This is a genomic window from Sporolactobacillus terrae DSM 11697 (assembly GCF_000648615.1).
Taxonomy (GTDB): Bacteria; Bacillota; Bacilli; order Bacillales; family Sporolactobacillaceae; genus Sporolactobacillus; species Sporolactobacillus terrae.
On sequence record NZ_JFZC01000069.1, the window covers coordinates 13,447 to 37,413 of the forward strand.

At 46.1% G+C, this 23,967-nt stretch carries 23 protein-coding genes; 14 read left to right on the forward strand and 9 right to left on the reverse strand.

The window, feature by feature from the left end; translation table 11 throughout:
- The first annotated feature begins 30 nt into the window (after positions 1-30).
- Complete coding sequence (locus tag AA84_RS0113230; protein ID WP_028977602.1) at positions 31-1,263, forward strand: aminopeptidase; 1,233 nt, start codon at positions 31-33, stop codon at positions 1,261-1,263.
- Between the two features lie 56 nt (positions 1,264-1,319).
- On the opposite strand, the gene AA84_RS0113235 is transcribed toward AA84_RS0113230, so the two are convergent.
- The 3 genes from AA84_RS0113235 to AA84_RS0113250 all read right to left on the reverse strand — a co-directional run bounded on the left by AA84_RS0113235 (position 1,320) and on the right by AA84_RS0113250 (position 3,025).
- Positions 1,320-1,724: a YtxH domain-containing protein gene (locus AA84_RS0113235; RefSeq protein WP_028977603.1), complete on the reverse strand. Its 405-nt coding sequence runs from the start codon at positions 1,722-1,724 to the stop codon at positions 1,320-1,322.
- A gap of 186 nt (positions 1,725-1,910) precedes the next feature.
- Positions 1,911-2,456, reverse strand: coding sequence for a tryptophan transporter (locus AA84_RS0113245; RefSeq protein ID WP_028977604.1), 546 nt, complete (start codon positions 2,454-2,456; stop codon positions 1,911-1,913).
- A gap of 137 nt (positions 2,457-2,593) precedes the next feature.
- Positions 2,594-3,025 (reverse strand): HIT family protein, encoded by a 432-nt coding sequence (locus tag AA84_RS0113250; protein ID WP_028977605.1) that lies wholly within the window; start codon positions 3,023-3,025, stop codon positions 2,594-2,596.
- A gap of 191 nt (positions 3,026-3,216) precedes the next feature.
- On the opposite strand from AA84_RS0113250, the gene AA84_RS17920 reads away from it, so the two are divergent.
- From AA84_RS17920 to AA84_RS0113265, 3 genes are read left to right on the forward strand one after another with little or no spacing between them, the layout of a single operon-like run.
- Positions 3,217-4,893 (forward strand): hypothetical protein, encoded by a 1,677-nt coding sequence (locus AA84_RS17920; protein WP_051578037.1) that lies wholly within the window; start codon positions 3,217-3,219, stop codon positions 4,891-4,893.
- Positions 4,894-4,907: 14 nt separating this feature from the next.
- Positions 4,908-5,660, forward strand: coding sequence for an ABC transporter ATP-binding protein (locus AA84_RS0113260; protein ID WP_028977606.1), 753 nt, complete (start codon positions 4,908-4,910; stop codon positions 5,658-5,660).
- Positions 5,648-6,865: an ABC transporter permease gene (locus AA84_RS0113265; protein ID WP_028977607.1), complete on the forward strand. Its 1,218-nt coding sequence runs from the start codon at positions 5,648-5,650 to the stop codon at positions 6,863-6,865. The genes AA84_RS0113260 and AA84_RS0113265 overlap by 13 nt, the downstream gene beginning before the upstream one ends.
- A 56-nt stretch (positions 6,866-6,921) precedes the next feature.
- On the opposite strand, the gene AA84_RS0113270 is transcribed toward AA84_RS0113265, so the two are convergent.
- Positions 6,922-7,356 carry a ferritin-like domain-containing protein gene (locus tag AA84_RS0113270; RefSeq protein ID WP_028977608.1) on the reverse strand — a complete coding sequence of 145 codons (435 nt, stop codon included), beginning with the start codon at positions 7,354-7,356 and terminating at the stop codon, positions 6,922-6,924.
- Between the two features lie 269 nt (positions 7,357-7,625).
- Between AA84_RS0113270 and liaF the strand changes: the two genes are divergently transcribed.
- The 5 genes from liaF to AA84_RS0113295 all read left to right on the forward strand — a co-directional run bounded on the left by liaF (position 7,626) and on the right by AA84_RS0113295 (position 11,894).
- Entirely contained in the window at positions 7,626-8,417 is a 792-nt protein-coding gene (liaF, locus tag AA84_RS0113275; protein ID WP_028977609.1) for a cell wall-active antibiotics response protein LiaF, read from the forward strand.
- Positions 8,418-8,421: 4 nt separating this feature from the next.
- Positions 8,422-9,465 (forward strand): sensor histidine kinase, encoded by a 1,044-nt coding sequence (locus AA84_RS0113280; protein WP_028977610.1) that lies wholly within the window; start codon positions 8,422-8,424, stop codon positions 9,463-9,465.
- Complete coding sequence (locus AA84_RS0113285) at positions 9,455-10,093, forward strand: response regulator (protein WP_028977611.1); 639 nt, start codon at positions 9,455-9,457, stop codon at positions 10,091-10,093. Before AA84_RS0113280 ends, AA84_RS0113285 begins: the two co-directional genes overlap by 11 nt.
- A gap of 279 nt (positions 10,094-10,372) precedes the next feature.
- Positions 10,373-11,071 (forward strand): TerC family protein, encoded by a 699-nt coding sequence (locus AA84_RS0113290; RefSeq protein WP_028977612.1) that lies wholly within the window; start codon positions 10,373-10,375, stop codon positions 11,069-11,071.
- 124 nt (positions 11,072-11,195) lie between these two features.
- Complete coding sequence (locus AA84_RS0113295; protein ID WP_028977613.1) at positions 11,196-11,894, forward strand: TerC family protein; 699 nt, start codon at positions 11,196-11,198, stop codon at positions 11,892-11,894.
- A gap of 12 nt (positions 11,895-11,906) precedes the next feature.
- Here the strand turns inward: AA84_RS0113295 and AA84_RS0113300 are convergent, their stop codons facing one another.
- On the reverse strand, positions 11,907-12,809 hold the full coding sequence (locus AA84_RS0113300) for a LysR family transcriptional regulator (protein WP_028977614.1): 903 nt from the start codon (positions 12,807-12,809) through the stop codon (positions 11,907-11,909).
- Between the two features lie 215 nt (positions 12,810-13,024).
- Between AA84_RS0113300 and AA84_RS0113305 the strand changes: the two genes are divergently transcribed.
- Positions 13,025-14,251, forward strand: a complete 1,227-nt coding sequence (locus AA84_RS0113305; RefSeq protein ID WP_172969000.1) for a multidrug efflux MFS transporter — start codon at positions 13,025-13,027, stop codon at positions 14,249-14,251.
- Between the two features lie 88 nt (positions 14,252-14,339).
- On the opposite strand, the gene AA84_RS0113310 is transcribed toward AA84_RS0113305, so the two are convergent.
- The 4 genes from AA84_RS0113310 to AA84_RS0113330 form a co-directional block, all read right to left on the reverse strand.
- The gene (locus tag AA84_RS0113310; RefSeq protein ID WP_028977616.1) at positions 14,340-15,233 is read right to left on the reverse strand and encodes a YitT family protein; all 894 of its coding nucleotides are present in this window, start codon (positions 15,231-15,233) and stop codon (positions 14,340-14,342) included.
- A 91-nt stretch (positions 15,234-15,324) separates the two neighbouring features.
- Positions 15,325-16,320 carry an aldo/keto reductase gene (locus tag AA84_RS0113315; protein WP_028977617.1) on the reverse strand — a complete coding sequence of 332 codons (996 nt, stop codon included), beginning with the start codon at positions 16,318-16,320 and terminating at the stop codon, positions 15,325-15,327.
- A 140-nt stretch (positions 16,321-16,460) separates the two neighbouring features.
- Positions 16,461-17,678 carry a cation:proton antiporter gene (locus tag AA84_RS0113325; protein ID WP_028977618.1) on the reverse strand — a complete coding sequence of 406 codons (1,218 nt, stop codon included), beginning with the start codon at positions 17,676-17,678 and terminating at the stop codon, positions 16,461-16,463.
- On the reverse strand, positions 17,679-18,179 hold the full coding sequence (locus tag AA84_RS0113330) for a cation:proton antiporter regulatory subunit (RefSeq protein ID WP_028977619.1): 501 nt from the start codon (positions 18,177-18,179) through the stop codon (positions 17,679-17,681).
- Between the two features lie 658 nt (positions 18,180-18,837).
- Between AA84_RS0113330 and AA84_RS0113335 the strand changes: the two genes are divergently transcribed.
- From AA84_RS0113335 to AA84_RS17925, 4 genes are all read left to right on the forward strand, one after another.
- Positions 18,838-19,389, forward strand: a complete 552-nt coding sequence (locus tag AA84_RS0113335; protein WP_028977620.1) for a glycerol-3-phosphate responsive antiterminator — start codon at positions 18,838-18,840, stop codon at positions 19,387-19,389.
- A 281-nt stretch (positions 19,390-19,670) separates the two neighbouring features.
- Positions 19,671-20,507, forward strand: a complete 837-nt coding sequence (locus AA84_RS0113340; protein WP_028977621.1) for an MIP/aquaporin family protein — start codon at positions 19,671-19,673, stop codon at positions 20,505-20,507.
- Positions 20,508-20,540: 33 nt separating this feature from the next.
- On the forward strand, positions 20,541-22,031 hold the full coding sequence (glpK, locus tag AA84_RS0113345) for a glycerol kinase GlpK (RefSeq protein ID WP_028977622.1): 1,491 nt from the start codon (positions 20,541-20,543) through the stop codon (positions 22,029-22,031).
- A 188-nt stretch (positions 22,032-22,219) separates the two neighbouring features.
- A complete protein-coding gene (locus tag AA84_RS17925) occupies positions 22,220-23,914 on the forward strand; it encodes a glycerol-3-phosphate dehydrogenase/oxidase (protein WP_037563719.1) in 1,695 nt (564 codons plus the stop codon).
- The last annotated feature ends 53 nt before the right edge of the window (positions 23,915-23,967 follow it).

The following is a 23,967-nucleotide window of genomic DNA, read 5'->3' on the forward strand; positions in this document are numbered from 1 at the left end:
AAATTGAATCAGAGATGGGGGGCTTTTCATTTGAGAACCTTTGCACAGAAACTGGAAAAGTACGCAGAATTAGCGGTGACGGTCGGGGCCAATGTGCAGGCAGGACAAGAGGTTTTGCTGAAATCTCCGATTGATGCCGGTGAACTTGCGCGGATTGTAGCCGAGAAAGCCTATCAAGCCGGTGCAAAACGTGTGTATTTTAACTGGACCGATGATCGTTTGGACCATCTGCGGCTCAAGTATGCAGCAGAAGACGTCATTGGCGACTATCCGGTTTGGAAGGCGAAAAAGCTTGAGGATCTCGTCAAACGCGGTGCCGCATGCATCGATATTCGAACAACCGGAATAGGGATGATGGATGGAATTGACCCAAAGAAAGCGGCTTTGGATCAAGAGGTGATGTGGCGCGCACTTCATACGTACTATGATTATCGCATGTCCGATCGCGTCAGCTGGACCCTATTGATCTACCCGACCGTTGAATGGGCGAAAAAGCTTTTTCCTGGCAAAATTCGTGAATTGGCGGTTGCCGATTTATGGGAAGTCATTTTCGAGATGACGCGTGTCGATCGTGAGGACCCAATTGATGCATGGGAAAAACATAAGCAGACACTGGCGAATAAAGTGGCTTTTCTCAATAAGAAGAAATATAAGCAGCTGCACTATAAAGCGCCAGGAACAGATCTGAAAATTGCCTTTGATCCGGACTACCATTGGGACGGCGGGGCTGCTGTAAACAGTGTGGGCACCACGTTTGTTCCGAATATTCCAACTGAAGAGGTGTATACATTGCCTTTGAAAAATGGGGTGAACGGAACGGTGATGGCCACACGTCCGCTTGTATACGGCGGCAAGCTGATTGAAAATCTGTCACTGACGTTTAAAGAAGGACGGATCATAAGCGTGAACGCTAAAGAAGGCGAGGAATTGCTGAACCATCTGATTGACACCGATGAAGGTTCACACTATCTCGGCGAGGTCGCACTGGTTCCCAATAATTCTCCGATCTCTCAGTCCGGACTGGTTTTCTATACGACCTTGTATGATGAGAATGCATCCTGCCACTTAGCCATAGGCAAAGCATATCCAACTTGTCTGGACGGAGGTACGAAAATGTCCGCAGAGGAGTTGGCGGCGCACGGAGCAAACACAAGCCTGATCCATGTTGATTTTATGATCGGCTCCGATCAACTGGATATTGACGGTGAAAATTCAGAAGGCGAGTGGGAACCGGTCTTTCGTAACGGTGAATGGACGTTTTAAGAGAAAAGAAAAAGATTCCGCATCCAAGGAAAGGAGCGGAATCTTTTTTGTTGGGCTTACAACGATGGCGGTGTTTGTTCTTCGCCTTCTTTTTTCTCAGGCGAATGTTCGGTCAGTTTATTGCTTAGTTTGTCCTTTGCCGCTTCCAACTGAACCACATTGTTCTTAATCTTTGTCAGGTATGGCTGCACATCTTCTTTCCATTCCTGAAGCAGGTTGCCGATATCGGTGACTGCCGATTTGAGCACAGGCACGCTGTCATCCTTAAGGGCAATCACGCGGTCTTTGACAGCAGTCAAGTTGTTGGCTGCATCTTTAAGCGGCTGTTGAATCGAAGCAGCGCGATCTTTAATATCGCTTCGGATTTCTTCGCCTTTTTTCGGAGTTGTGAGAAGCACAACTGTGCCGCCGATAATTCCGCCAACGACTGCACCAATTGTGTAGGAGAAAAATTTACCCATTGAGAATCACCTCTTCGCGAATAGTATACGTACCTTATTACCTCTATTATACCTCAGAGGTATTTGTATATCACTTAAGAAGGCCAATAAATTGGAAAATAAGAACAATCGGATGAAAAATAAGTGGATTCGAAGCATACAAAAAGCTCCGTTTCTTAAAAAAGAAACGGAGCTTGAATACATAAATTAACGGGTAGTCGGTCGCGGTGCTGTATGATGAAGAAAACCGCTGCGTTCGCCGATCTTGACAATGATCGGGTAAAGCACTGCAAAGAGGAGCAAGTTGGCGAGCGCTGTTGGCAGCACCATCGTGACGAATAGTCCGCCGAAAGCCGCTGTATTCAAACCGGCAACAAGTATCGCTACGGTCAAGAATATCGTTCCGCTAAGCATGGTACCAAGACCAGCGAGCACAACACCGAAAATGTACGTTGCTTTTGGCTGAAGATGCCTTGCAATCAGGTAAAAGACTAAGAAAACAACGGTAGATGTAATCAACTTGTCAACAACATTCGGAATAAATCCACCCGGCATTGTAGTCGTTAATCCTGCTAGGATTCCATCGACGAGTCCTATAATGAGAAAGCTCTTTAAATCAGTGAAAAGGAATAGAGATATAAAAAGCATCACTAATCCAAAATCGGATTTCATTGGGAATCCAGGGACTAACGCATGAAGTATCGTACCTATGGCAAGAAGCAAAGCAACAACAATCAAATTCTTCAGTTTCATTCTGATCTCTCCTCAACTAAGCTGATGGTTCCTTCAGCAGTGCCCCGTGGCCTGCTGCAAGGTGTATTCAATAATATACACGTATTCACCTGAAAATGCAATTCAAAGTTCAGAAATTGATTACGATAAATCATGCCTTAGTTCAATTCGTCTGCAATGGCCTGAGCGATCTCGGCACGGGCTTCATTAGAGTACTCATCCGTATGCGGTTGAAAACTGAAAGAGAAGGTATCGTCAGCGCCGTAGCGCGGAATTAAATGAAGATGGTAATGAAAAACGCTCTGTCCGGCAAGCTCGCTGTTATTATTCAGCAAATTCATACCGACCGGGTGGAAGGCTTTTTGAATCGCACGGGCAATCATAGGCACTTTACGGAACAGCTTTTCCGCTACAACCGGATCAAGATGAAAGATGTCTTTTGTATGAAGCTTGGGAATAATTAATGTATGTCCTTTCGTTACCTGACCCAAATCAAGAAATGCGTAAACGTTCTCATCCTCATAAACTTTGGCACTTGGAATTTCACCATTAATAATTTTGCAGAAAATGCAATCTGACGCTTCGCACATCGAAATCATCCTTCCTTTGCTTGTCCCTTTTTCTATTTATTTTAGCACATTATGTAACGGTTTTATAAAGGAAATCAGGTGCGCTGCGGTGAATATAGTTATGGCGCACGGCAGTGCAGTTACGTTACAATAAAGATAAGTAAAGCGTTGCACAGGTTAGATTCACCGCTGAGATAGAAAGGGAGGCACTTATGATCTATTTTTTGAGTTTGCTTGCATTAACGCTGAATCCATTTGTATGGAAAAAGAAGATTAGGAACAAACGATTCATTGCAGCGCAGACCGGACGATTTGTGCTGGGACTGCTGCTCGTGTTTCTCATGACTTATTTTAGATTGATTGACCACACTTGGCAGGCTTTTTTAAGCTATGGGTCCTTGTTCTGGGGATTCTTTCTGCTTCTTGATATGATGTATAAGAAAGAAAAAACGGTTTCCGTGAATGCGGCTGCCGGACTGCTGCTTCTGCTCTTTTTTGCGTATTTGCACTTCCTATATCCGTTGACGGTGACCAAGGCTAAGTATGATTTTGCCGCGGCAAAGACAACGATTGTCGCTAAACCCGAGGCGTCAATGGATGAGCAACATATCCCGGTGGTGCCGGAAAAATACGCACGTTATAAAAGTGAGAAGGTACTCGGTGAACTGTCCCATGTCTCCTATTATGAGCTTGGGCATACCTCGCTCCAAAAAATTGACGGACATCTTTATTGGGTCACACCAATTGAATACAGCGGCTTTTTTAAGTGGTTGAAAAGCCACAAGATTCCTGGCTATATCCGCATGAGTGCAGAAAACGAAAATGCGAATGCCGTCTTGGTAAAGAAAGAGATGAAATATGTCCCTTCCGCTTACTACTCCGAAAATCTGAAGCGCCTTGTGCGCGCGCAACATCAAACGCCAATCCTTTTCGATCCAAGTTTCGAACCGGACGAATCCGGCAAACCTTATTATGTCGTGGCCTATGGCTATTATCAGAAATTACGCCAGATTCCTGAGATCCAGGGCGTTTATGTCGTTGATCCACAAAATGGCAAAATTCGCAACTACACGTTAAAGAACCTGCCCGGTTTTATTGACCAGGCGATTCCATCAACCGTTGCTGAAGCGTGGAATACATGGTACGGCGAGAATATACACGGATTCTGGAACAAACTTTTTGCCCAAGAGGACATGAAAAGACCAACGGAATGGTCACAATCCGATGAAGTGAACGGCGTATTCGATCACAACCTTGAGCTAAACTGGTTCACCGATTTTACGCGGCCGAAATCAGGGAGCGGCGCGATGGTGGGCTACTCGATGCTGAACACGCGAACCGGAAAAATGATCTACTACGCCAGTGCCAATGGTCTGCTTAACGGGAAATCAGCAATGAATGTTGCAGAAAAGACCTTTAAACAGAATAAGTATGAAGCAGGAATACCGAATCTGTATACGATTTATGGTCAGGAAACTTGGGTCGTCCCTTTGATGGACAGCAATCATGTGTTGCGCGAGCTGATGCTGATTCATGGCAAAAATGAGAATGTCTATAGTGCAGAAACGGATAAGCGCACGTTGTTTGACAGTTATAAATACGCACTTGCCACAAAGCTGGGCGATGATCACGCAGTACCGACGGATTCAGCACTTCTCAAGAAAATGACCGGCAGCATCACGCATGTATACAGATACTATGATGAAGAAGCGCATCAAACGGTGAGCCAATTTATGGTCGACAATAATGAAAAGATTTTCACGGTTACTTCCGGACAAAATCCGTACAGCGTCTTTCTGAAAGCTGGGGGTCAAGTATCCTTCCAGTATGTCGACACGAACGAACGCGTATCTGCGGTGAAAACATTACAAATAGAAGGAAAAAAATGAAAGAGGCGAGATTCATGGATCCTGTATTATCGGTAAAGCAGCTCAGCGGCGGTTATTCACGCCAGCGGCCTATTCTCCATGACGTGTCCTTCGAAATGAAAGCGGGCGAACTTGTTGGACTTGTTGGCCTGAACGGTGCCGGTAAAAGTACAACGATTAAACATATTCTTGGGTTATTGGATCCATTCTCAGGCGAGATTCGCATTAACGGCCGTACCCTTCGCGAGGACAAAACGGCATTTCGAAAAAGTATGGCATACGTGCCTGAGCTTCCCGAACTGTATGAACAAATGACTCTGGAGGAACATTTGCAGCTGACCGCAATGGCCTATCATCTGCAACAAGATGAATATGCGCAGCGCAGCAGTGCGTTGCTTAAATTGTTTCATATGGAAAAGAAAAAGCACTGGTTTCCGATCCATTTTTCTAAAGGGATGCGGCAAAAAGTGATGATTATGTGTGCCTTTCTTGTGCGACCGGATCTCTATATTGTCGACGAGCCTTTTGTCGGTCTCGATCCGCTCGGTATTCAATCGCTGCTCGATCTAATGACCGATATGAAAAAATCAGGCGCAGCGATCCTGATGTCGACACATATTTTGACAACAGCAGAGCAGTATTGCGATCGTTTTATTATTCTTCATGATGGACGGATTGCCGTACAAGGGACCCTTGATCAAATCCGCCGGCAGTTTGGAGATGTCAATGCCAACCTGCACGAAATTTATTTAGCCGTAGCGAGGGGCGAAACACAATGGATGCAATGAGCATGCTGTGGGAGAAGAGACGGCGAGAGACCTTTCAGATGCAGCTACGCTATTGGAATTTAATTGGCCGAAACAGCGGGTTGATGTTTTTTCTTTACGCGATGATTTTAATCGGAGGATTCTATTACAAGAAATGGCTGGACACGCTTCCATCCCATTTTCCCGGGGTTCTTCTGATCAGTGTACTGGTGGCTCTGGCATGCGCGCATGCGCCGGTGCGAACGTTTACCGCACGTGCAGATCTCGTGTTTCTATTGCCTGCCGAAGCGGAACTTGATCGCTATTTTCGGAAAAGCAGACGCTACAGCTTTTTGATGCAGAGCGCTTTTTTACTCATACTCTGGATCCTTTGTGCACCGCTGTACTTTCATACGACAGGGTACGGAAATCAATCCTTTCTTATGGGAGCTGCTGCTCTGCTTCTGGTAAAGGGATGGAACATTGACTGCAGCTGGCAGGAGCTGTTTATTAGGGATACACAGGTGCTGCGCTTTCTGAGGACAGGTTTAACATTCTTCTGGATCTATTTTGTACTCAGTCACCAAGCGTGGTTTGTGTCCGTTGTTTGTGCTGCAGTGATGGGATGCGTTTCGTACCTCTTGTTTCATCGTCAAGCGGATTTCGGTTTGTTGAATTGGCGCAAATTGCTTGAAAGTGATCAGAGACAGGCCATGCAGTTCCTACGGTTTGCCAATCTATTTACCGATGTGCCGCGATTGAGACGGCGCATGCATGCACGGCGTCTGATCAGCCGATTTTTTCCGGTGCGTCGTTTTGAACGGAGAACCGTATTTGAACAAATTTTCATCAAAACATTTCTTCGATCAGACGAGTATCTAGGCATGTATATGCGTCTGACGGTGATTGGGATATTGCTTGGTTTCTTCCTGAACATTGGTCTTTTTTCGGTATTTCTTGTGCTTTCGATCGTCTATTTGACCGGGCTGCAACTTGTGCCGCTGTGGCAGCATCCCTTCCCGCAGGCGCTTGCCGGATTGTATCCGCTCACGCATCAAGAAAAAAGCCGGCCGTTCGTACAGTTGACTGCACTTTTACTGAGCGGGCAAAGTGTGATTGTTAGCGCAGCCACCGGATTCGGCACGCGCTCCTTTGCTGGTTTTCTCGTTTTCTTAGGTGCGGGAGTTGGTGTGAGTCTGCTGTTTTCTTTTGTGTATCTCGGAAAACGGGTTCAGTTGGAAAATTAGAGAAACAAAAAGTCAGGAGCAGCGGGCTGCTCCTGACTTTTTGTAAAGGAAACGAGTTAAGCGAAGACCGGATCGTTGAGCGTTTTCGTCAGTTTTTCTAGGTGATTCTGTTCATCGGCAATCATGTCTTCGAGTTTTACGACTAACTCAATCATACCGAGTTCCTGAGCTTGGCTGCGCCGTTCCCGATAGTTTTCCAAAGTATCGGCTTCTGCTTGGCGTGCCCCTTCAAGCATGGCTTTCGCGTCAGTTACCTTTGCAACCGTTGCTGGGACCGTCGTTGGTTCACCGCCAAGATTGGCGATCTTTTCAGACAGATATGCGGCATGTCCGAGTTCATCAGGAATTTCTTCCTCGAAGAATGGTTTGAGAATTTGATAATTCAAACCGGAAACGGTCGTCGCATAGTAGTTGTACTGAATGACTGCAGAATATTCACCTGCAAGATCTTTGTTTAAACCCTCGATTAAAGCTTGAACCTTCTTGTCCATGTTCCAGTCATCCTTTCTTAAATAATCTATTCTTAAAAGTACCCTTCCACCACTTATAATAAACCTAAAGGAAGAAAAAGGATGACAGTCTTGCTTATTGTCACGCATTCTTCACATGTTTGCTGATCGCGCTCCATCTCAAGTCGGAGAAAAAAACCGTTCTTGGTCTATGGCATTGTCACGGTTCTCTCTGTATAGTTAATGTATAAGTTGATCGAACATACCGAACGATGGCTTTCATTGATACAAGAAAGGATGTGCCGTTTAAGATGGGGAAAATACTTGCTGCTTTTGCAGTGATTTTACTCGGTGTTTACTGGCTTTTTGCCAGTTTAAATAGTATTCCCCAGGGAATAATGTCGAATTTCGACCTTTTATTCCCTTTACTGTCGATTGTATTCGCTGCCTTGCTTATCGTTGCGCCACTCTTTGAACGTAAGAAACCGCATTGGTTTTGGGGGGGGTTCTTCCTAATCTACGGCGGCCTGTTGTACGCCGACCAAGCTAGAATGCTGATCTTTCACTGGAACGATTTCTGGAAACTGTGGCCATATTTGATCATTTATGCAGGATTGATTATGTTGTTTGGGAAGAAAGTTACGGTTTCTTATTCCGGGAAGCATAAACACAAACATGAAAACCCTCATATTGAGTTTGTTGATGACGACAATCGCCATTGGCATCACAGAGATCGTCGAACAAGAGAAGCGTTTGTAAACGAATCCTCCTATAAACAGGAAAATTGGATGGCAAAGCCAATCAATGAACGGGTGCGGATCGGAGACTACATGTTCGATTTTACGAAGGCATTCATTCCGGATGAAACCATTCCGATCAGACTGTCGGGCTGGGTCGGCAATATTCGGATTACGCTGCCCGATGATCTCGCCTACCGTGTTCATTTGCACGCTAAGGTCGGCGATGTGAAAATTGGTGGCGACAAACAGAGTGGACTGCTGCGTCATGTTACTTATCAGACGCCGAGTTATGATGAAGCAACGCGTAGAATTGACTTTTATTTTGATTTTCAAGTGATCGATCTAAGTATAGCGCAGGTGTGAGCCCATGCATAACTATCGGATTCGTACCGCCAGATTTCAGTTAACGGTCAGCTTCTTTTCCTCGCTTTTGCTTTTTGCTCTAGTCGAACTGTTCTTTTGGTTCTTCCCTTATGAGCATTCCTTTGTGCTGAGCAGTTTGATCTTTTTCACAAGCTTCATTGTCCAATTTATTTTGGAGACTGTAGCGCTGACAAAGGATTACCGGCTCCTCGTCGATCGAATTGATTCAATCGATCTATTCGTCAAAACGCTGTCATCCGGAAAGTTATCGGCACGTATTAAAATGGATGGGAGCGGAGCGATCAATCAAATCGAGCAATCACTGAATGAATTGGCGGATAAAATTGATACACAGGTGAAATCACTGCAACGGCTAGTGGATGAGAATGTGCAAATGAATGTGAAAATAAAGAATGAAGCGGTTACTGCAGAACGTCAAAGACTCGCACGTGACTTGCATGATGCGGTTAGTCAGCAATTGTTTGCATTATCCATGCTCGCATCAGCCGCAGAAAAAACGATTCATAGCAATCCAAATCGGGCTGCGGAAAATATTGCCGATGTTTCAGATATTGCGCGCAAAGCACAAGGTGAAATGCGGGCACTGCTGCTGCATCTTCGCCCGGTACGCCTAAATAACGAATCGCTTGATCGTGGTTTGGAACGGCTGATTCATGAACTTGACGCAAAGACAACGATTCAATTTGAAGCATCGATTGACTGCGTACCTGGTTTATCGAAGGGCGTTGAGAATCATTTGTTCCGACTCAGCCAGGAGGCGCTTTCGAATGCGTTGAGACATTCTGAGGCAACGAAAGTGACCTTGTCCTTGCATGAAAGAGATCAATTGGTCGCTCTAAGCGTTTTTGATAATGGAAGAGGATTTGATCCAAACCATGAAAACGTTGTGTCTTATGGATTAAAGACGATGAAGGAGCGTGCAGAAGAAATTGGCGGCCACTTCATGCTGACGACACATGAAGGACAGGGCACATCGATTCATATTCGCGTGCCGATTCACAGGGGGGCAGAAACAGATGGCAGATAAAATTAAAGTCATGATTGTTGACGATCATGACATGGTTCGCAAAGGATTGAAGGCCTATCTTGCAACAGAAGATACGATTGAACTGGTGGGCGAAGCATCTAGTGGTCATCAAGCAGTACGCCGTTTTGAGGACCTTCATCCTGACGTGATCCTTATGGACTTGATTATGGAGGAGGGCAATGGCATTGAAGCAACCCAGCAGATTCTCGCCAAAGATCCTGCGAAGAAGATCATTATTTTGACCAGTTTCTATGATGATGAGCAAGTCTTTCCTGCGATTGAGGCAGGCGCAATGAGCTATTTACTAAAAACGGCTTCTTCAGAAGAAATCATTCAAGCCATTTATAAGGCACATGCAGGTAAGCCAGTAATTGATGGAAAGGTTGCCCAGAAACTGATTACAGGCTTGCACAAAACGCCGCAGCCCGTTGATCAGCTGACCACAAGAGAACGAGAGGTACTCAAGCTGATTGCTGAGGGAAGAAGCAACGCGGAAATTGCAAAGCTGTTGTTCATTGGAATTAAAACGGTGAAAACACATGTCAGCAGTATCCTTAGCAAGCTTGGTGTTGCCGACCGAACACAAGCAGCGGTCTATGCTTATCAAAATCATTTATTCTCAAAATAATAGGCGCCAATCCGTTGACAGTTTACGTTATTCATACTACAATGATCTTAACAAATGAATAGCCTCTTAAAAGGGGAGTAGCCATCAGAGTAAAGTCGTCATTACGGGAATGATCCCCGGCTTCTCTGGCAGCGTATTGCTGTTGGCGAGACCTTTGCCTCGGACGGATGAAAAAAGGCAAAGGTTTTTTTATGTATTTGCAGCCTTTCTGCCATCGTCAGAGGGGCTGTTTTTAATTTGCTATTTTAGAGTCGGTTTTTATTTGAGGAGGATGATTGAATGGATTTCTTTTCTCTTGAGTTCCTTACAGGGCTGCTACTTATTGTAGGTATCGACTTAATTCTTGCCGGTGACAATGCCATTGTCATCGCACTGGCGGCTGCACGGCTGCAGGAACATCAGCGGAAAAGAGCAATTCTTTACGGAACGATCGGTGCAGTCGCCATCCGGGCAATCGCAACACTGATTGTTGTATGGCTGCTGAAAATCCCTGGACTGCATCTTATTGGCGGCGTGCTGCTGGTTTGGATTGCTTACAGCCTGCTTAAGGACCACAAGGCTGAAAAGCATATTGAAGCAAAGCAAAGCCTTGGCGCCGCTATTCGCACAATTATTGTGGCTGACGCACTGATGGGCCTCGATAATGTGCTGGCGATCGGCGGAGCTGCTTCAGGAAACTACCTGCTCGTTGTTCTCGGCTTGTTGATCAGCATTCCGCTTGTCATGGGCGGCAGTACTTTGTTCTTGAAGCTGGTTGACCGCTTTGCGTGGATTACCTATGCAGGATCGGCAGTTTTGGCATTTACAGCAGGAAAAATGATTTTTGCCGATCATATTATTTCTGATGCGATTGCAGGATTTTCTTGGATTAAGTGGCCGGTACTGGCTTTGATTATTTCTGGGGTGCTCTTCTTTGGCTGGAAAACGCAGCAGGGCAAAAAGTCAGATCAAGCGGTTAGCACCGGAGAATCTGTTTGAGGGAGACATTAACCTTGACCCTTTATAGGCCAAGATTTTATGCCGACAGCATTGATGTCGGCATTCTTTCAATTCAATAAAAAATGTGACATGTTCGATTCGCTTATAGGAGGAAAACGTTAAGATGGAATTATTCACCATGGCCTTTTGGTCATCACTTATTGTTATCGTTGGTATCGATCTATTTCTAGCAGGAGATAATGCGGTCGTGATTGCGCTCGCTGCAAGAAAACTCCCCAACCATCAGCGCGGGAAGGCGATCGTTTTAGGCGCTGCAGGTGCCGTTATTTTGCGCGCAATTGCAACAATTTTAGTGGTTTACCTGCTCATGATTCCGGGCCTTCATTTTATCGGCGGATTGCTGCTGGTTTGGATTGCTTACCGACTGCTGGTACCGGAGGAAAAATCATCGAAAGAGGTCAAAGCGCAAACAAGCCTTTGGGGGGCAGTGCGTACGATTGTCATCGCTGATGCGCTCATGGGCTTGGATAATGTGCTCGCGGTTGCCGGTGCCGCGCAAAATGATCCGCTCCTCGTTATTGTTGGCTTGCTGATCAGCATTCCACTTTTAATGGGCGGCAGTGCCGTGATTCTAAATTTAATGGATCGTTTCTCGTGGCTCATTTATGTGGGCGCAGGTATTTTGGCAATGACTGCGGCACGCATGCTGTTTGCTGAACCATTGGTCAAGGATTGGCTCGGTAATTGGAGCGTATGGCTTGAATGGCCGGTTGTCGCTTTCGTTATTGCGGCCGTTCTTGGTCTTGGCTGGATGAGTCAAAAAAGGATCAGCCGTCAGCATGATCAAAATCAAGCGGTTTAATCAAGCAAAGATTTAATCAATCGATGACGAATTTTCGTGAAACTGCTTAAAATAGTCAAGAATAAATTGATAAAAGTCAGTGACGATTGAAGAATGATAACGCTCAGCATTCCAAATGAGACTAATTGTCCGTCTGCAATAGGGATGGCTGATTCTGAGCGGTACGATGGAATGGTCTTTGACGGTTCGAAGGGTCAGCGAGGAGAAGAAGGCAACGCCAAGACCTTCGGATACGAGTCCGCGGATGGACAAGGAATCGTCAACTTCAAAGGCAATATCCGGTTGAAAACCGGCCATCCGGCAATAAGTGTCGGTCGTTTCACGGAAAGCGCCGTTCGCTTTCAGGACGAAAGGCTCTTGAGCGATTTCTTGAAGATCGACACTTTTTTTTGCTGCAAGCGGGTGTGTTTTCGGCACCACAAGATAAATTTCATCGGTCATCAGAAGCTGAGAATGGAGCGGCTTGGTGCGTTCCCAATTATACGGTGTAATGCATAGATCAACATCGCCGTTTTCCAATTGATGCTGAATTGTGGAGCGCGAAATTTGTTTGACACGAAAACGGACGAAGGGATGCTGGCGGCGAAAGCTGCCCAGCAGATCGGGAATAATCGGTGTCCGCATGACGGCCAGTGAAATGCTGCCTTCGTTGAGTTTTGCCAAGTCGACGACTTCCTGACGGCCTTCTTGCAGAACCGAGAAAGCCAGCTCCGCTTTTTCTAAGAAGATGCGCCCGTAACGATTCAGCTTAATTCTGCGTCCCTTTCGGTCAAAAAGCGGCACACCAATTTCATCCTCAAGCCGTTTAATGGTTTGACTGAGTGAAGGTTGTGCGATAGAGAGTTCTTGTGCCGCTTTTGTCATATGTTCGGTTCTGGCTACGGTCTGAAAATATTTTAATTGCAGCAGTTCCATCTTTTTTGCCTCCTTATGCCGGTGCTTAAATCAATACTGTACAAAAAATGAAGCAAATCCTTTATAGTTTCAAAGCTATTCATTTATAATAATATATATATTGGAATTAATCAGCAAGACCGACTAACATAGGAACTGTTCAAAAAATGCGCCCCTAAATACGGCGCTTTTTCTATCGGATAAACTGCTGAAAAAGTAAGGTGTCATCTTTGGCTTTGCCACTCTGGAAAAAAAATTTGTATGTTGTTTGGTTCGGCTCGTTTGCGACTGCAGCCGGAATGAGTCAAATTATTCCATTTTTGCCGCTCTATATTGAAAAACTAGGCATTACAGATACAGCAGCGATTGAAAGCTGGTCAGGGCTGATTTTCGGCGGTACATTCTTTGTTTCTGCAATTGTTTCGCCATTGTGGGGTAAACTTGCCGATAAATACGGCCGCAGACCGATGCTGCTTCGTGCGAGCCTAGGGATGTGCCTGATCGTGTTTTGTATGGCCTTTGCCCAAAATGTTTATCAATTATTTGCACTCCGATTGATCATGGGCTTTGTTTCCGGGTTTATTCCAGCATCAATTATTCTGGTGGCCACGCAGACACCGAAGACGCATTCCGGGTGGGCGCTCGGCATGCTGTCCACCGGCGGAATTGCCGGTTCATTGATTGGACCGTTGATTGGCGGTCTGCTTGCTGAATATATGGGCATGCGGCTGGTGTTTATTGATACCAGTGCACTTCTTTTCTGCGCCTTCCTTGCCTCGCTGCTCTTTGTTAAGGAAAAAGTCGTTGTCAAAGAAAAAAAGACGCCGTCCATGAAACAAGTCTGGGAAATGACCCCGCATGTCGGGCTCTTTTTTGCCATGTTCCTGACCACATTTATGGTACAACTGGCAAACATGTCCATTCAGCCGATTATCACGGTGTACGTCAAAATACTCTCTCCTGGAATTGAGCATCTTGAACTCATGTCCGGGGTCGTTGTTGCCGCTGCTGGACTTGCAAGTGTCATTGCAGCACCGTTCCTCGGAAAACTATCCGACCGAATCGGGCCGCGTCGTATTCTGGTTTATGCGTTGGTGTTAACCGGAATTATTTTTATTCCTCAGGCATTTGTCACCAATGCTTGGCAGCTGACGGTGTTGCGCTTCTTGCTCGGGCTTACGACAGCAGGACTCTTGCCATCGATTAATACGCTGGTGAAGAAAATGGCGCCGCCATCAATTACCGGACAGTTGTTCGGGTACAACCAATCGGCACAATTTCTGGGGACGCTTGGCGGATCCCTTCTGGGCGGACATATGGCGGCTGCTTTCGGGATTAAATACGTCTTCTTCTCTACCAGCTTTCTCTTACTGGTCAACGCCATTTGGGTGGTCGCTTCGACGACATTTGTGAGAAAAAGGGAAAGAAAAATCGAAGCAGCAGCACGTGGCGGGCTTCGATAAATGTTGATGAGTTAATCTGGAAATGCGCGAGTCGATACGACCCCGACCTATAGTGAAAACAAATCTGGAAGGACAACCGGCATCGCTTTTAGTGGATGCTTCTTTTTTTGAATCGGCCGCCTTTGACATCGTGAATATCGCTGATCGCAAGAAAGGCATGTTTATCAATGCTGTCGACAATGTTTTTGACCTTTGCTTCCTCAAGACGAGAGATGACGGTGAAGATCACATTTTTATCGTTTCCGGTATACGCGCCTTCTCCGTTTAGATAAGTGACACCGCGACCGAGACGGTCATTCAATGCATCGCCGATTTCCTCATGAAGGTCGCTAATGATCCATACTGCTTTTGATGATTCCAAACCTTCACTCGTAATATCAATCATCTTAAATGCGACAAAATAGGCGATAAGCGAGTACATGGCATAGTTCCATCCGAAAACAAAACCTGCCGATCCAAGAATGAATATGTTTAAGAAGAGCACGACTTCGCCGACTGAGAAAGGTGTCTTTTGATTAAAAAGGACGGCAAGAATTTCTGTACCATCCGATGAGCCGCCGTTCCGAATCACAAGACCAACGCCGATGCCCATAATAATGCCGCCGAACACAGCAGCGAGCAACAGATCATTGGTAAAACGATGTATCGGTGAAAATACGGTGGTTAAAAAGGCAAGCAGGATAACCGCGCAGGCGGAAGTGATGGTAAAAGTTTTGCCCATTTGTTTATAACCGATAATAAAAAATGGAAGATTGATAATGACAAGAAAGATACCGATTGGCAGGCTGAAAATATGCCCCATCATGATTGAGATACCGACAACGCCGCCGTCAATAATTTTGTTTGGAACGAGAAATGCTTCCAGCGCAATCGCTTCAAAGACGACACCGACCGCAATTAGGAATGCACGGAGGACGTATTGATAAAATTTCAACCCGTTATGCTGTTTTTTCAGTTGTATATTGTTTTCTGCTGCTTCCAAAGAAACTCGCCTCTTTAATGAATGATTTATTTATGTATGACCGAAATGAAGACATGCCGGTCTTCAATCGATCGTTCTGATACCGATGCAATTATTTTTCATTGCGCAGCGGGGGAGCCATGAATTCAGGGCCAATCGGCTCCGGCACATATTTCTTGAGTATGCGATCAATGTCCTTTAAGGTTTGTTCATCTAAGCGGAATCCATCAATTTCACGAACATCAGCAATCTGTCCCGGGTGCCGCGCGCCCCAGAGCGCAATGCCATTTCCCGTTTTCTCTAAAATCCAGCGAACAGCAAGTGCACGAACCGATTTGCCGAAGCGTTCTTTGGCGAGTTTCTCCAAGTCATGAACAGCAGCTAAATATTGCTGGAAATGCGGAGCTTTGAACTTCGGATCCGACAAGCGCAAGTCATCCCCGCTGAACTTGCGATCAGCCGTCATTTTTCCGCTGAGAAGGCCACGGCAAAGGCTTCCGTAGCACAATGGAACAATTTGATTGTCTTTTGCAAGCGGCATCAGCGTATTTTCAAATTCACGTTCGAATAAGTTGTACGGAGGTTGAACCGTATGGATCGGCGCCACGCGCATGAATGCTTCCATCTGTTCGCGTGAAAAGTTGCTGACGCCGATCGCTCTGATTTTTCCTTGCTTATACAGATCGCCGATCGCCTCAGCAGTTTCTTCAATTGGAACAAGCGGATCCGGCCAGTGTACTTGGTAAATATCAATGTAATCGGTTTGCAAACGTTTGAGCGAATCATCGATTTCTTTCATAATGCGTTGGCGTGATCCGTTGCGGAAAACATCGCTGCCGACCCAGTCGAGGCAGACTTTTGTGGCGAGTACAATTTGATCACGATGACCATGCTCCTTCAGCGCTTGTCCGACAACTTGTTCGGAGTGGCCTTGACCGTATGCCGGAGCGGTATCAATGGTGTTAATTCCGCTGGAGAATGCTTGATGAATGGTATGGATCGATTCGCGATCGTCGGAACCGCCCCACATCCAGCCGCCAATTGCCCATGTACCGAGCGCAATCCGCGTCGGTTTAATCGTCAACCCTTTAATTTGTGTTACTTCCAAAGTATCGCCTCATTTTCAACTATTTTTTCGAGCTTCCATTTAATTATAGATAACCAAAGCAGAGAATTAAAAACATAAGACTCAAGTCGCTTTAGCCGCCAAGTCGTTTTCAAGGGATTGTACCCCTTTACCCTTGGTCTTTAAGATTTTTGTTGTTTTGAAAGGCTGGGCTTCTGCCACTTAAAGATCCGATTTAAGAAGGAGAAAATGACTTTAGACTCTTTCGTCAGAATCGGTCCAAGAATGGCCAGTATTAATACGTAAAGTGCGGAAAAAGGTTGCAGGATTGGCATAAGCCCGCCGGCAATGCCAAGATTCGCCATGATAATGGAGAACTCACCGCGGGAGACGATGGTCAGGCCAATATTGGTTGATGCTTTATGGGACAATCCAGCGATTTTCCCAGCAATTTGCCCGGCAACAAAATTGCCAATAATCGTAATGAGCACGGCACCGAGCGTCAGCCAGACTGCACCGCCAAGTTTCATTGGATCAATACTGAGGCCAAAGCTGAAGAAGAAAATGGCACCAAAGAAATCGCGGAAAGGAATGACCAAGTGTTCCATGCGTTCTGCTTGATCGGTTTCCGAATAAACGAGGCCGAGCAGCAACGCGCCGATTGCTTCGGCCACATGAATCGTTTCGGAAAATCCTGCGATGAAGAAGAGCGTTGCGAAAATAACGATAATGAAGATCTCATCAGACGAGATTTTCAGTAACTTATTTAACAAGGGCGCCGCTTTTCTGGCTATGATGAAAAACAGCAGCATATAGCCGAGTGAGATGAGAACAGAGATCATTGTTCCGACAAGTGAACTCGATTCCCCCAAGATAAGACCAGAGATGGTCGAAAGATAAACGGCTAGAAAAATGTCTTCAAACATAATAATCCCTAAAATAAGCTCAGTTTCCGAATTGCCGGTGCGGCGCAAGTCGACAAGTACTTTAGCAACAATTGCACTGGAGGAGACGGTAATAATACCGGCAATGATCAAGGTTTCTTTTAATGGGAAGCCCAAGATCAATGGATAGAGCAAACCAAGTGTCAGGTTAATTCCGATATAGACGGATCCGCCAATCAAAATTGATTTTCCGGAGCGAATCAGCTTGCTGGTTGAAAACTCCAGTCCCAAATAGAACAGCAGAAACAGGATGCCGATCCTGCCCAGAAATTCAATAAGTTCCGCACTGTGAATGAATCGTAAATTAATGATCCCAATTTGCGGTGCATGCGGTCCGACAATCATTCCGACAAGGATGAGAAAGGGGATGATGGAAAAATTAAGTTTAGAAGCAATCAGCGCGGCGATAGCGACCAGAACAAGTGCTGTACCAACTTCAAAAACTAAATGATCCATTTATTCACCCTTCCCTTTGGTAAACAGTTCATTAAACGCACGTCTTAAATCGGCACGCTCACCTGACGCTACGACTGTATCTCCCGCAGAAAATTTCGAATCAACACCTGGATTTAACTGCTTCGACTGGTCTTTGCGAATGATTCCAATGACGTTGATGTGATAATTTTGGCGCAAACCGACTTCACCGATTGTTTTGCCGATAATCGGTGCATCGGCAGCAACTTTGCGCCATTCGATAATCAGATCATTCAAAGCGATCTCAACATTTTCCATCGCTTTTGGCTTATAAACCATGCCGCCAACAATGGCTGCAAACTGACGCGCTTCGGAATCGGTCATCGTGACCGATGAAATACATTCATCCGGATCATCAGCAGCAAAGTGATAAATATCTCTGCGTCCGTCATCATGGATAACCACCACAATGCGTTCGCCTTGGTCGGTCACTAATGCAAATTTCTTTCCAATGCCCGGAAGTTCTGTTTCTTTGATATTCATGTATTCTCTCCTTTCAAGACAGGTTTTTTTTCAGCCGTTGCCCTTCCTTAGTATGGCCAAATAGCGGATCATTTCACAAATTGTGTCCTTTGATCTATGCCCTCTCCTTTAATTGTATCGGAAATTCAGATTACCGGTCAAATAAACCGGCAAAATCTTAAAAAGAGCAGAAAATGAATGTTCGGCAAGGAAAAACAGTTCACAATTATCAGAATCAACCGAATGTAAGCGATACTATTGGCGGAAGCTGCTTTTGCACGACTGGATAAAACCAAGTAAGATAATAGTGCAGAGAGCAAATGGACGTTAAGGCTCGATTAGCGAAGGAAGATTTGTCACGAATGATCCGCGTGTACCATCAGTCGCGCGCCCAATATTAATTAACACTGTCTTTGTTTCTTAAAACAAACGACCCGTTAAGCGAACAAGAGGATCAATCTTAGTTCATAAGTGATCCGACTGATGGCTGCGGTTGGCTGGCAGACTTTTTCTTGAAATCAGGGGATCGGGCATTAACAACCGGAGTTCTCTGCATGGACTTATCCGCCGACATATCGTTGGCACTTCTCCCCAATACCCCCTCCGCTTTGGCGAAAGAGCAGCGTTCGCTGCTTTTTTGCGTGAATGCATCTTCATCGGAAAGGAGTCGTTTTTGCTTATGCTTGACGGACAAAAAGTTGTACCGGCGGCAAACAGTATGAAAAATTTTGAAGCATTGCTTCGCAGTCCTTTTACTCACTTGATCATTTTGGACAGTCATCTGTCGTTGATCGGCACGATGGTGCGTATGGGAAAGCAAGCAAAGAAAAAAGTTTTTATCCACGCTGATTTAATTCAAGGGCTCAAAAACGATCAAGCGGCAGCCGAATTTATTTGTCAAACAATTCGACCGTATGGGCTCATTTCAACACGAGGAACCACGCTTGAAATGGGCAAAAAAAGAGGACTGGTGACCATCCAGCGCCTGTTCTTGCTTGATTCACGATCATTGGAAGTCGGTTGCCGTTTGCATGAGCAGATAAAGCCGGATATGGTCGAGCTCTTGCCTGGCGTTGTTCCGGAATTAATTCAAGAAGTGATCGGCAGACTGGGCAGTCCGGTTATTGCTGGTGGAATGATCCGCACACGTCAGGATGCAGAGGCTGCGCTAAGTGCAGGGGCATCGGCAATTTCTACTTCCAGAAAGGAACTGTGGGATGTTCGTTTGTAGCGATAAATGAACGATTCTCAAAATGGATAAATGTGAACAAAGTTTATAGAAATTGTGACAAATCGTTGACAGCGCTTACAAAATGATATACGATAAATCCATCAAGTTAATGTTTTGCCATGGATATGAGATGGGACCATCCACGCAGGAAGACAGGTGATCGTTCGCCTGCTTGTACTTGTGTGGATTTTTTTGCTTGTGGTGCATCTTGATGTCAAGATGGCGGTAGTTAAAACAGAAACGATTGACTTGAACTTCATCGTAAAAGGATGGTCGAGAGAATGTCGGGATTTCTTGGTGAACTCATTGGTACAATGATTTTAATCATACTTGGCGATGGTGTTTGTGCAGGCGTAAATTTAACCAAATCCTATGCCAAGCAATCCGGTTGGATCGTGATTACATTTGGATGGGGGCTTGCGGTCGCCATCGGTGCCTATGCCGTTGGCCAATTCAGCGGTGCTCATCTGAATCCTGCATTGACGCTGGCACTGGCAGCAATCGGTGAATTTCCATGGCAGCAGGTTCTTCCGTATTTAGCCGGACAAATGATTGGTGCGTTCTTAGGCGCTTGCATTGTGTATCTTCACTACTTGCCGCATTGGCGGGCGACTCAGGATCCCGCCGTAAAATTAGGAATTTTTTGCACCGGGCCTGCGATTAGACAAAACTGGGCAAACCTGCTCAGCGAAATCATCGGAACCTTTATCCTTGTGATCGCCATTTTGGCAATTGGTGCAAATGATCTGGCAAAAGGATTGAATCCACTGATTGTCGGTTTTCTAATTATCGCGATTGGCATGTCACTGGGCGGGACAACCGGCTATGCCATCAATCCTGCGCGAGACTTAGGGCCACGGATTGCCCATGCACTGCTGCCGATCGCTGGAAAAGGCGGCTCAAATTGGCGCTACGCATGGATTCCTATCCTCGGACCAATTCTTGGCGGCGTGTTCGGAGCACTTAGCTATCAGACCTTTTTTCTCGGTCACGCAACCATTTATTTCTGGGTCTTTTCCGCACTGCTTCTTGCGGTCATCCTTGCAGCGTTCATTTCAGATGAGCATCTAAAATCGATCAGCACGCAGCAAACGATCGCGCAGTCATTAGAAAAATAAGCGTTTATGGATTTATTAGGGAGGGGCATGAACATGGGAAACTATATTTTAGCGCTTGATGAGGGGACAACGAGCGTCCGCGCAATGATTTTTAACGAACAAGGCCACGTTGTCCAAATGGCACAAAAGGAATTTACGCAGTTTTTCCCACAACCGGGATGGGTAGAACAAGATGCCAATGAAATTTGGGGATCAATCTTATCGGTCATCGCAGATGCATTGCTTACTGGAGAAATTGATGCAAAAGACATTGCCGGAATCGGGATTACCAACCAGCGTGAAACAACCGTAATCTGGGATCGCCATACGGGGCATCCGATTTATCATGCGATTGTCTGGCAATCCCGGCAAACCGCTGATCTTTGCCGGGAATTGAAAGAAGCTGGCTATGAAGACCTCTTCCATGCGAAAACAGGACTCGTTCTCGATCCGTATTTTGCCGGCACAAAGGTCAAATGGATTCTTGATCATGTTGACGGCGCACGCGAAAAGGCTGTAAACGGTGATTTGCTTTTCGGGACGATTGATACCTGGCTCGTGTGGAAGCTGTCCGGCGGCGAAGCACATATCACGGATTATACGAATGCATCACGAACGCTGATGTACAACATTTATGATTTGAAATGGGACGATGAGCTGCTGGAAATCTTAGAGATACCAAAAGCGATGCTTCCCGAAGTTCATGAATCCTCAGAAATCTATGCGAATACCATTGATTATCATTTTTTCGGTCAGAATGTACCGATTGCCGGAATCGCCGGTGACCAGCAGTCGGCTCTTTTCGGTCAGGCATGTTATGAAAAAGGCATGGTGAAAAATACGTATGGAACCGGATGTTTTATGCTGATGAATACCGGCGAGCAAGCGGTTCGTTCAAAAAACGGTCTTTTGACGACCATTGCTTGGGGCATAAACGGAAAAATCACCTATGCATTGGAAGGAAGTGTTTTTGTTGCCGGATCAGCGATTCAATGGCTGCGTGACGGCTTGCGCATGTTCCGCTATTCTCAGGAGAGCGAAGAGTATGCACGGCGCGTTGCGTCAACCGATGGTATGTATCTCGTACCGGCTTTTGTTGGCCTGGGCACCCCATACTGGGATTCGGATGTGCGCGGAGCGGCATTCGGGATCACGCGCGGCACGACGAAAGAGCATTTTATCCGTGCAACATTAGAATCGCTTGCGTATTCGACTAAAGATGTTTTAAACGCAATGGAAGAGGACTCCGAAATAAAGTTGAAGAAACTGCGCGTCGATGGAGGCGCATCGATGAACAATTTCTTGATGCAGTTCCAGAGCGACATTCTGGGCGTTGCGGTTGAACGGCCAACGAGCAGCGAAACGACGGCACTTGGCGCCGCTTATCTTGCAGGGCTGGCCGTAGGGATGTGGAAAAATGAATCTGAGATCGCAGAGATTTGGAAAATCGGCAAACAGTTCGATGTAGCGATGGATGAGGATACACGTCAAAGGCTGTATTTAGGGTGGAAGAAAGCAGTCAATGCGGCTATTGCATTCAAATAATGGGCGTCATTCCTGCGTATTACCCTGATACACTTACAAGTTAATCCACGGTCACGGGCGATTGAGACGACCGCAAATACCTCCTGCAGATACGCTATATCTGCCGGTGTATTTGCGGTTTTTTCTATAACGGTACAAAAAAAAGCAATACCAGGAAGAGCAAAAAAAAATTACTGGGGGAATTCATGATGACTCTATCAACGTATGAACGAACGGCAAAACTGGAAAAAATGGCAGGGGCACCGCTCGATCTTCTGGTCATCGGCGGCGGCATTACCGGTGCGGGGATTGCGCTTGACGCAACGGTTCGCGGACTGCGTGTGGGTTTGGTCGACATGCAGGACTTTGCCGGCGGGACGTCGAGCCGGTCGACGAAACTGGTGCACGGCGGGTTGCGCTACCTGAAGCAGCTTGAGGTTAAAGTGGTTGCTGAAGTTGGAAAAGAACGAGCGATTGTCTATGAAAATGCGCCGCATGTGACGTCACCGGAAAAAATGATGCTGCCCATCTATAAAAAAGGAACGTTTGGACGTTTTTCCACAGCGTTGGGCTTAAAAGTTTACGATTTTCTCGCGGGTGTCAAAAAAGAGGAGCATCGCGTGATGCTTAGCCGTGAACAGACGTTGGCAAAGGAGCCTTTGCTTAAAAAGGAAGGATTAAAAGGCAGCGGCTATTATGTGGAATACCGTACGGATGATGCACGACTGACGATTGAAGTGATGAAGGAGGCTTCGGATCGCGGTGCGCTGGCGGTGAACTACGCGAAGGTCGACGAGCTGATTTACGATGCAAATCAAAAGCTGACCGGTGTCCGTGTTGTCGATCAATTAAATCAACAAGAATATAGGATCTTCGCCAAAAAGATTGTTAATGCGGCAGGGCCATGGGTCGACACGATTCGCGAGAAGGATCATTCGAAAAAAGGGAAACACTTGCATCTGACCAAAGGGGTTCATATTGTCATTGACGGGAAACGTTTTCCAATGAAGCAAGCACTCTATTTCGATACAACCAATGGTGACAAGCGAATGATCTTCGTCATCCCGCGCGATGGCAAAGTTTATGCCGGTACAACCGATACGACCTATTCACAATGGCCAATTGACCCGAAACCGACCGCCGAAGATCGCGACTACATTCTCGCCGCAATAAACGGCATGTTTCCTTCGATTCATCTCACGGCTGACGATGTGGAATCCAGCTGGGCGGGCGTTCGGCCGCTGATCCAAGAGGAAGGAAAATCACCGTCGGAAATCTCGCGCAAAGATGAGATTTTTATCGCCAACTCAGGCCTGATTTCCATCGCGGGCGGGAAGCTGACCGGATATCGGAAGATGGCCGAACGTGTCGTCGATACGGTGACTAGACAATTAAGTGAAGAAACGGGCAAAACTTACCCTGAATGCCAGACGATTGCTATCGAGTTATCCGGAGGGCATTTCGGCGGTTCGAAATACTATATCCCTTTTGTTCAAGAACAAATAAAGGGCGGCGCTGAACAGGGACTAAAGAAAGAGACGGTCGCGCAGCTTGTCAAAAAATACGGGACCAACAGCAGCACATTGTTCCACTATCTCCGTACGAATCAGGAAGAGGCAATCCGCTATCAATTGCCGCAGGAACTGCTGGCTACCTTGCAGTATGGATTAAATGAAGAAATGGTTGTATCGCCCGTCGATTACTTTACGCGGCGTTCCGGCATGACCCTTTTTTCAATTCATGAAGCAAAAAAATGGGCGAAACCGGTGATGCGTTACATGGCCGACCAGCTTAAATGGACGGATCAACAAAAAGAGCATTACGCGGATGAATTGGCTGCTTCTTTTCGTGACGCTTCAGATTATGGATCGACTAACAAGGATTCTGAAACGAAAGCGGTTTGATGCATGATCAACGCGATAATGGGCAACATGAGCGTGACTCAAAGTCGATCACT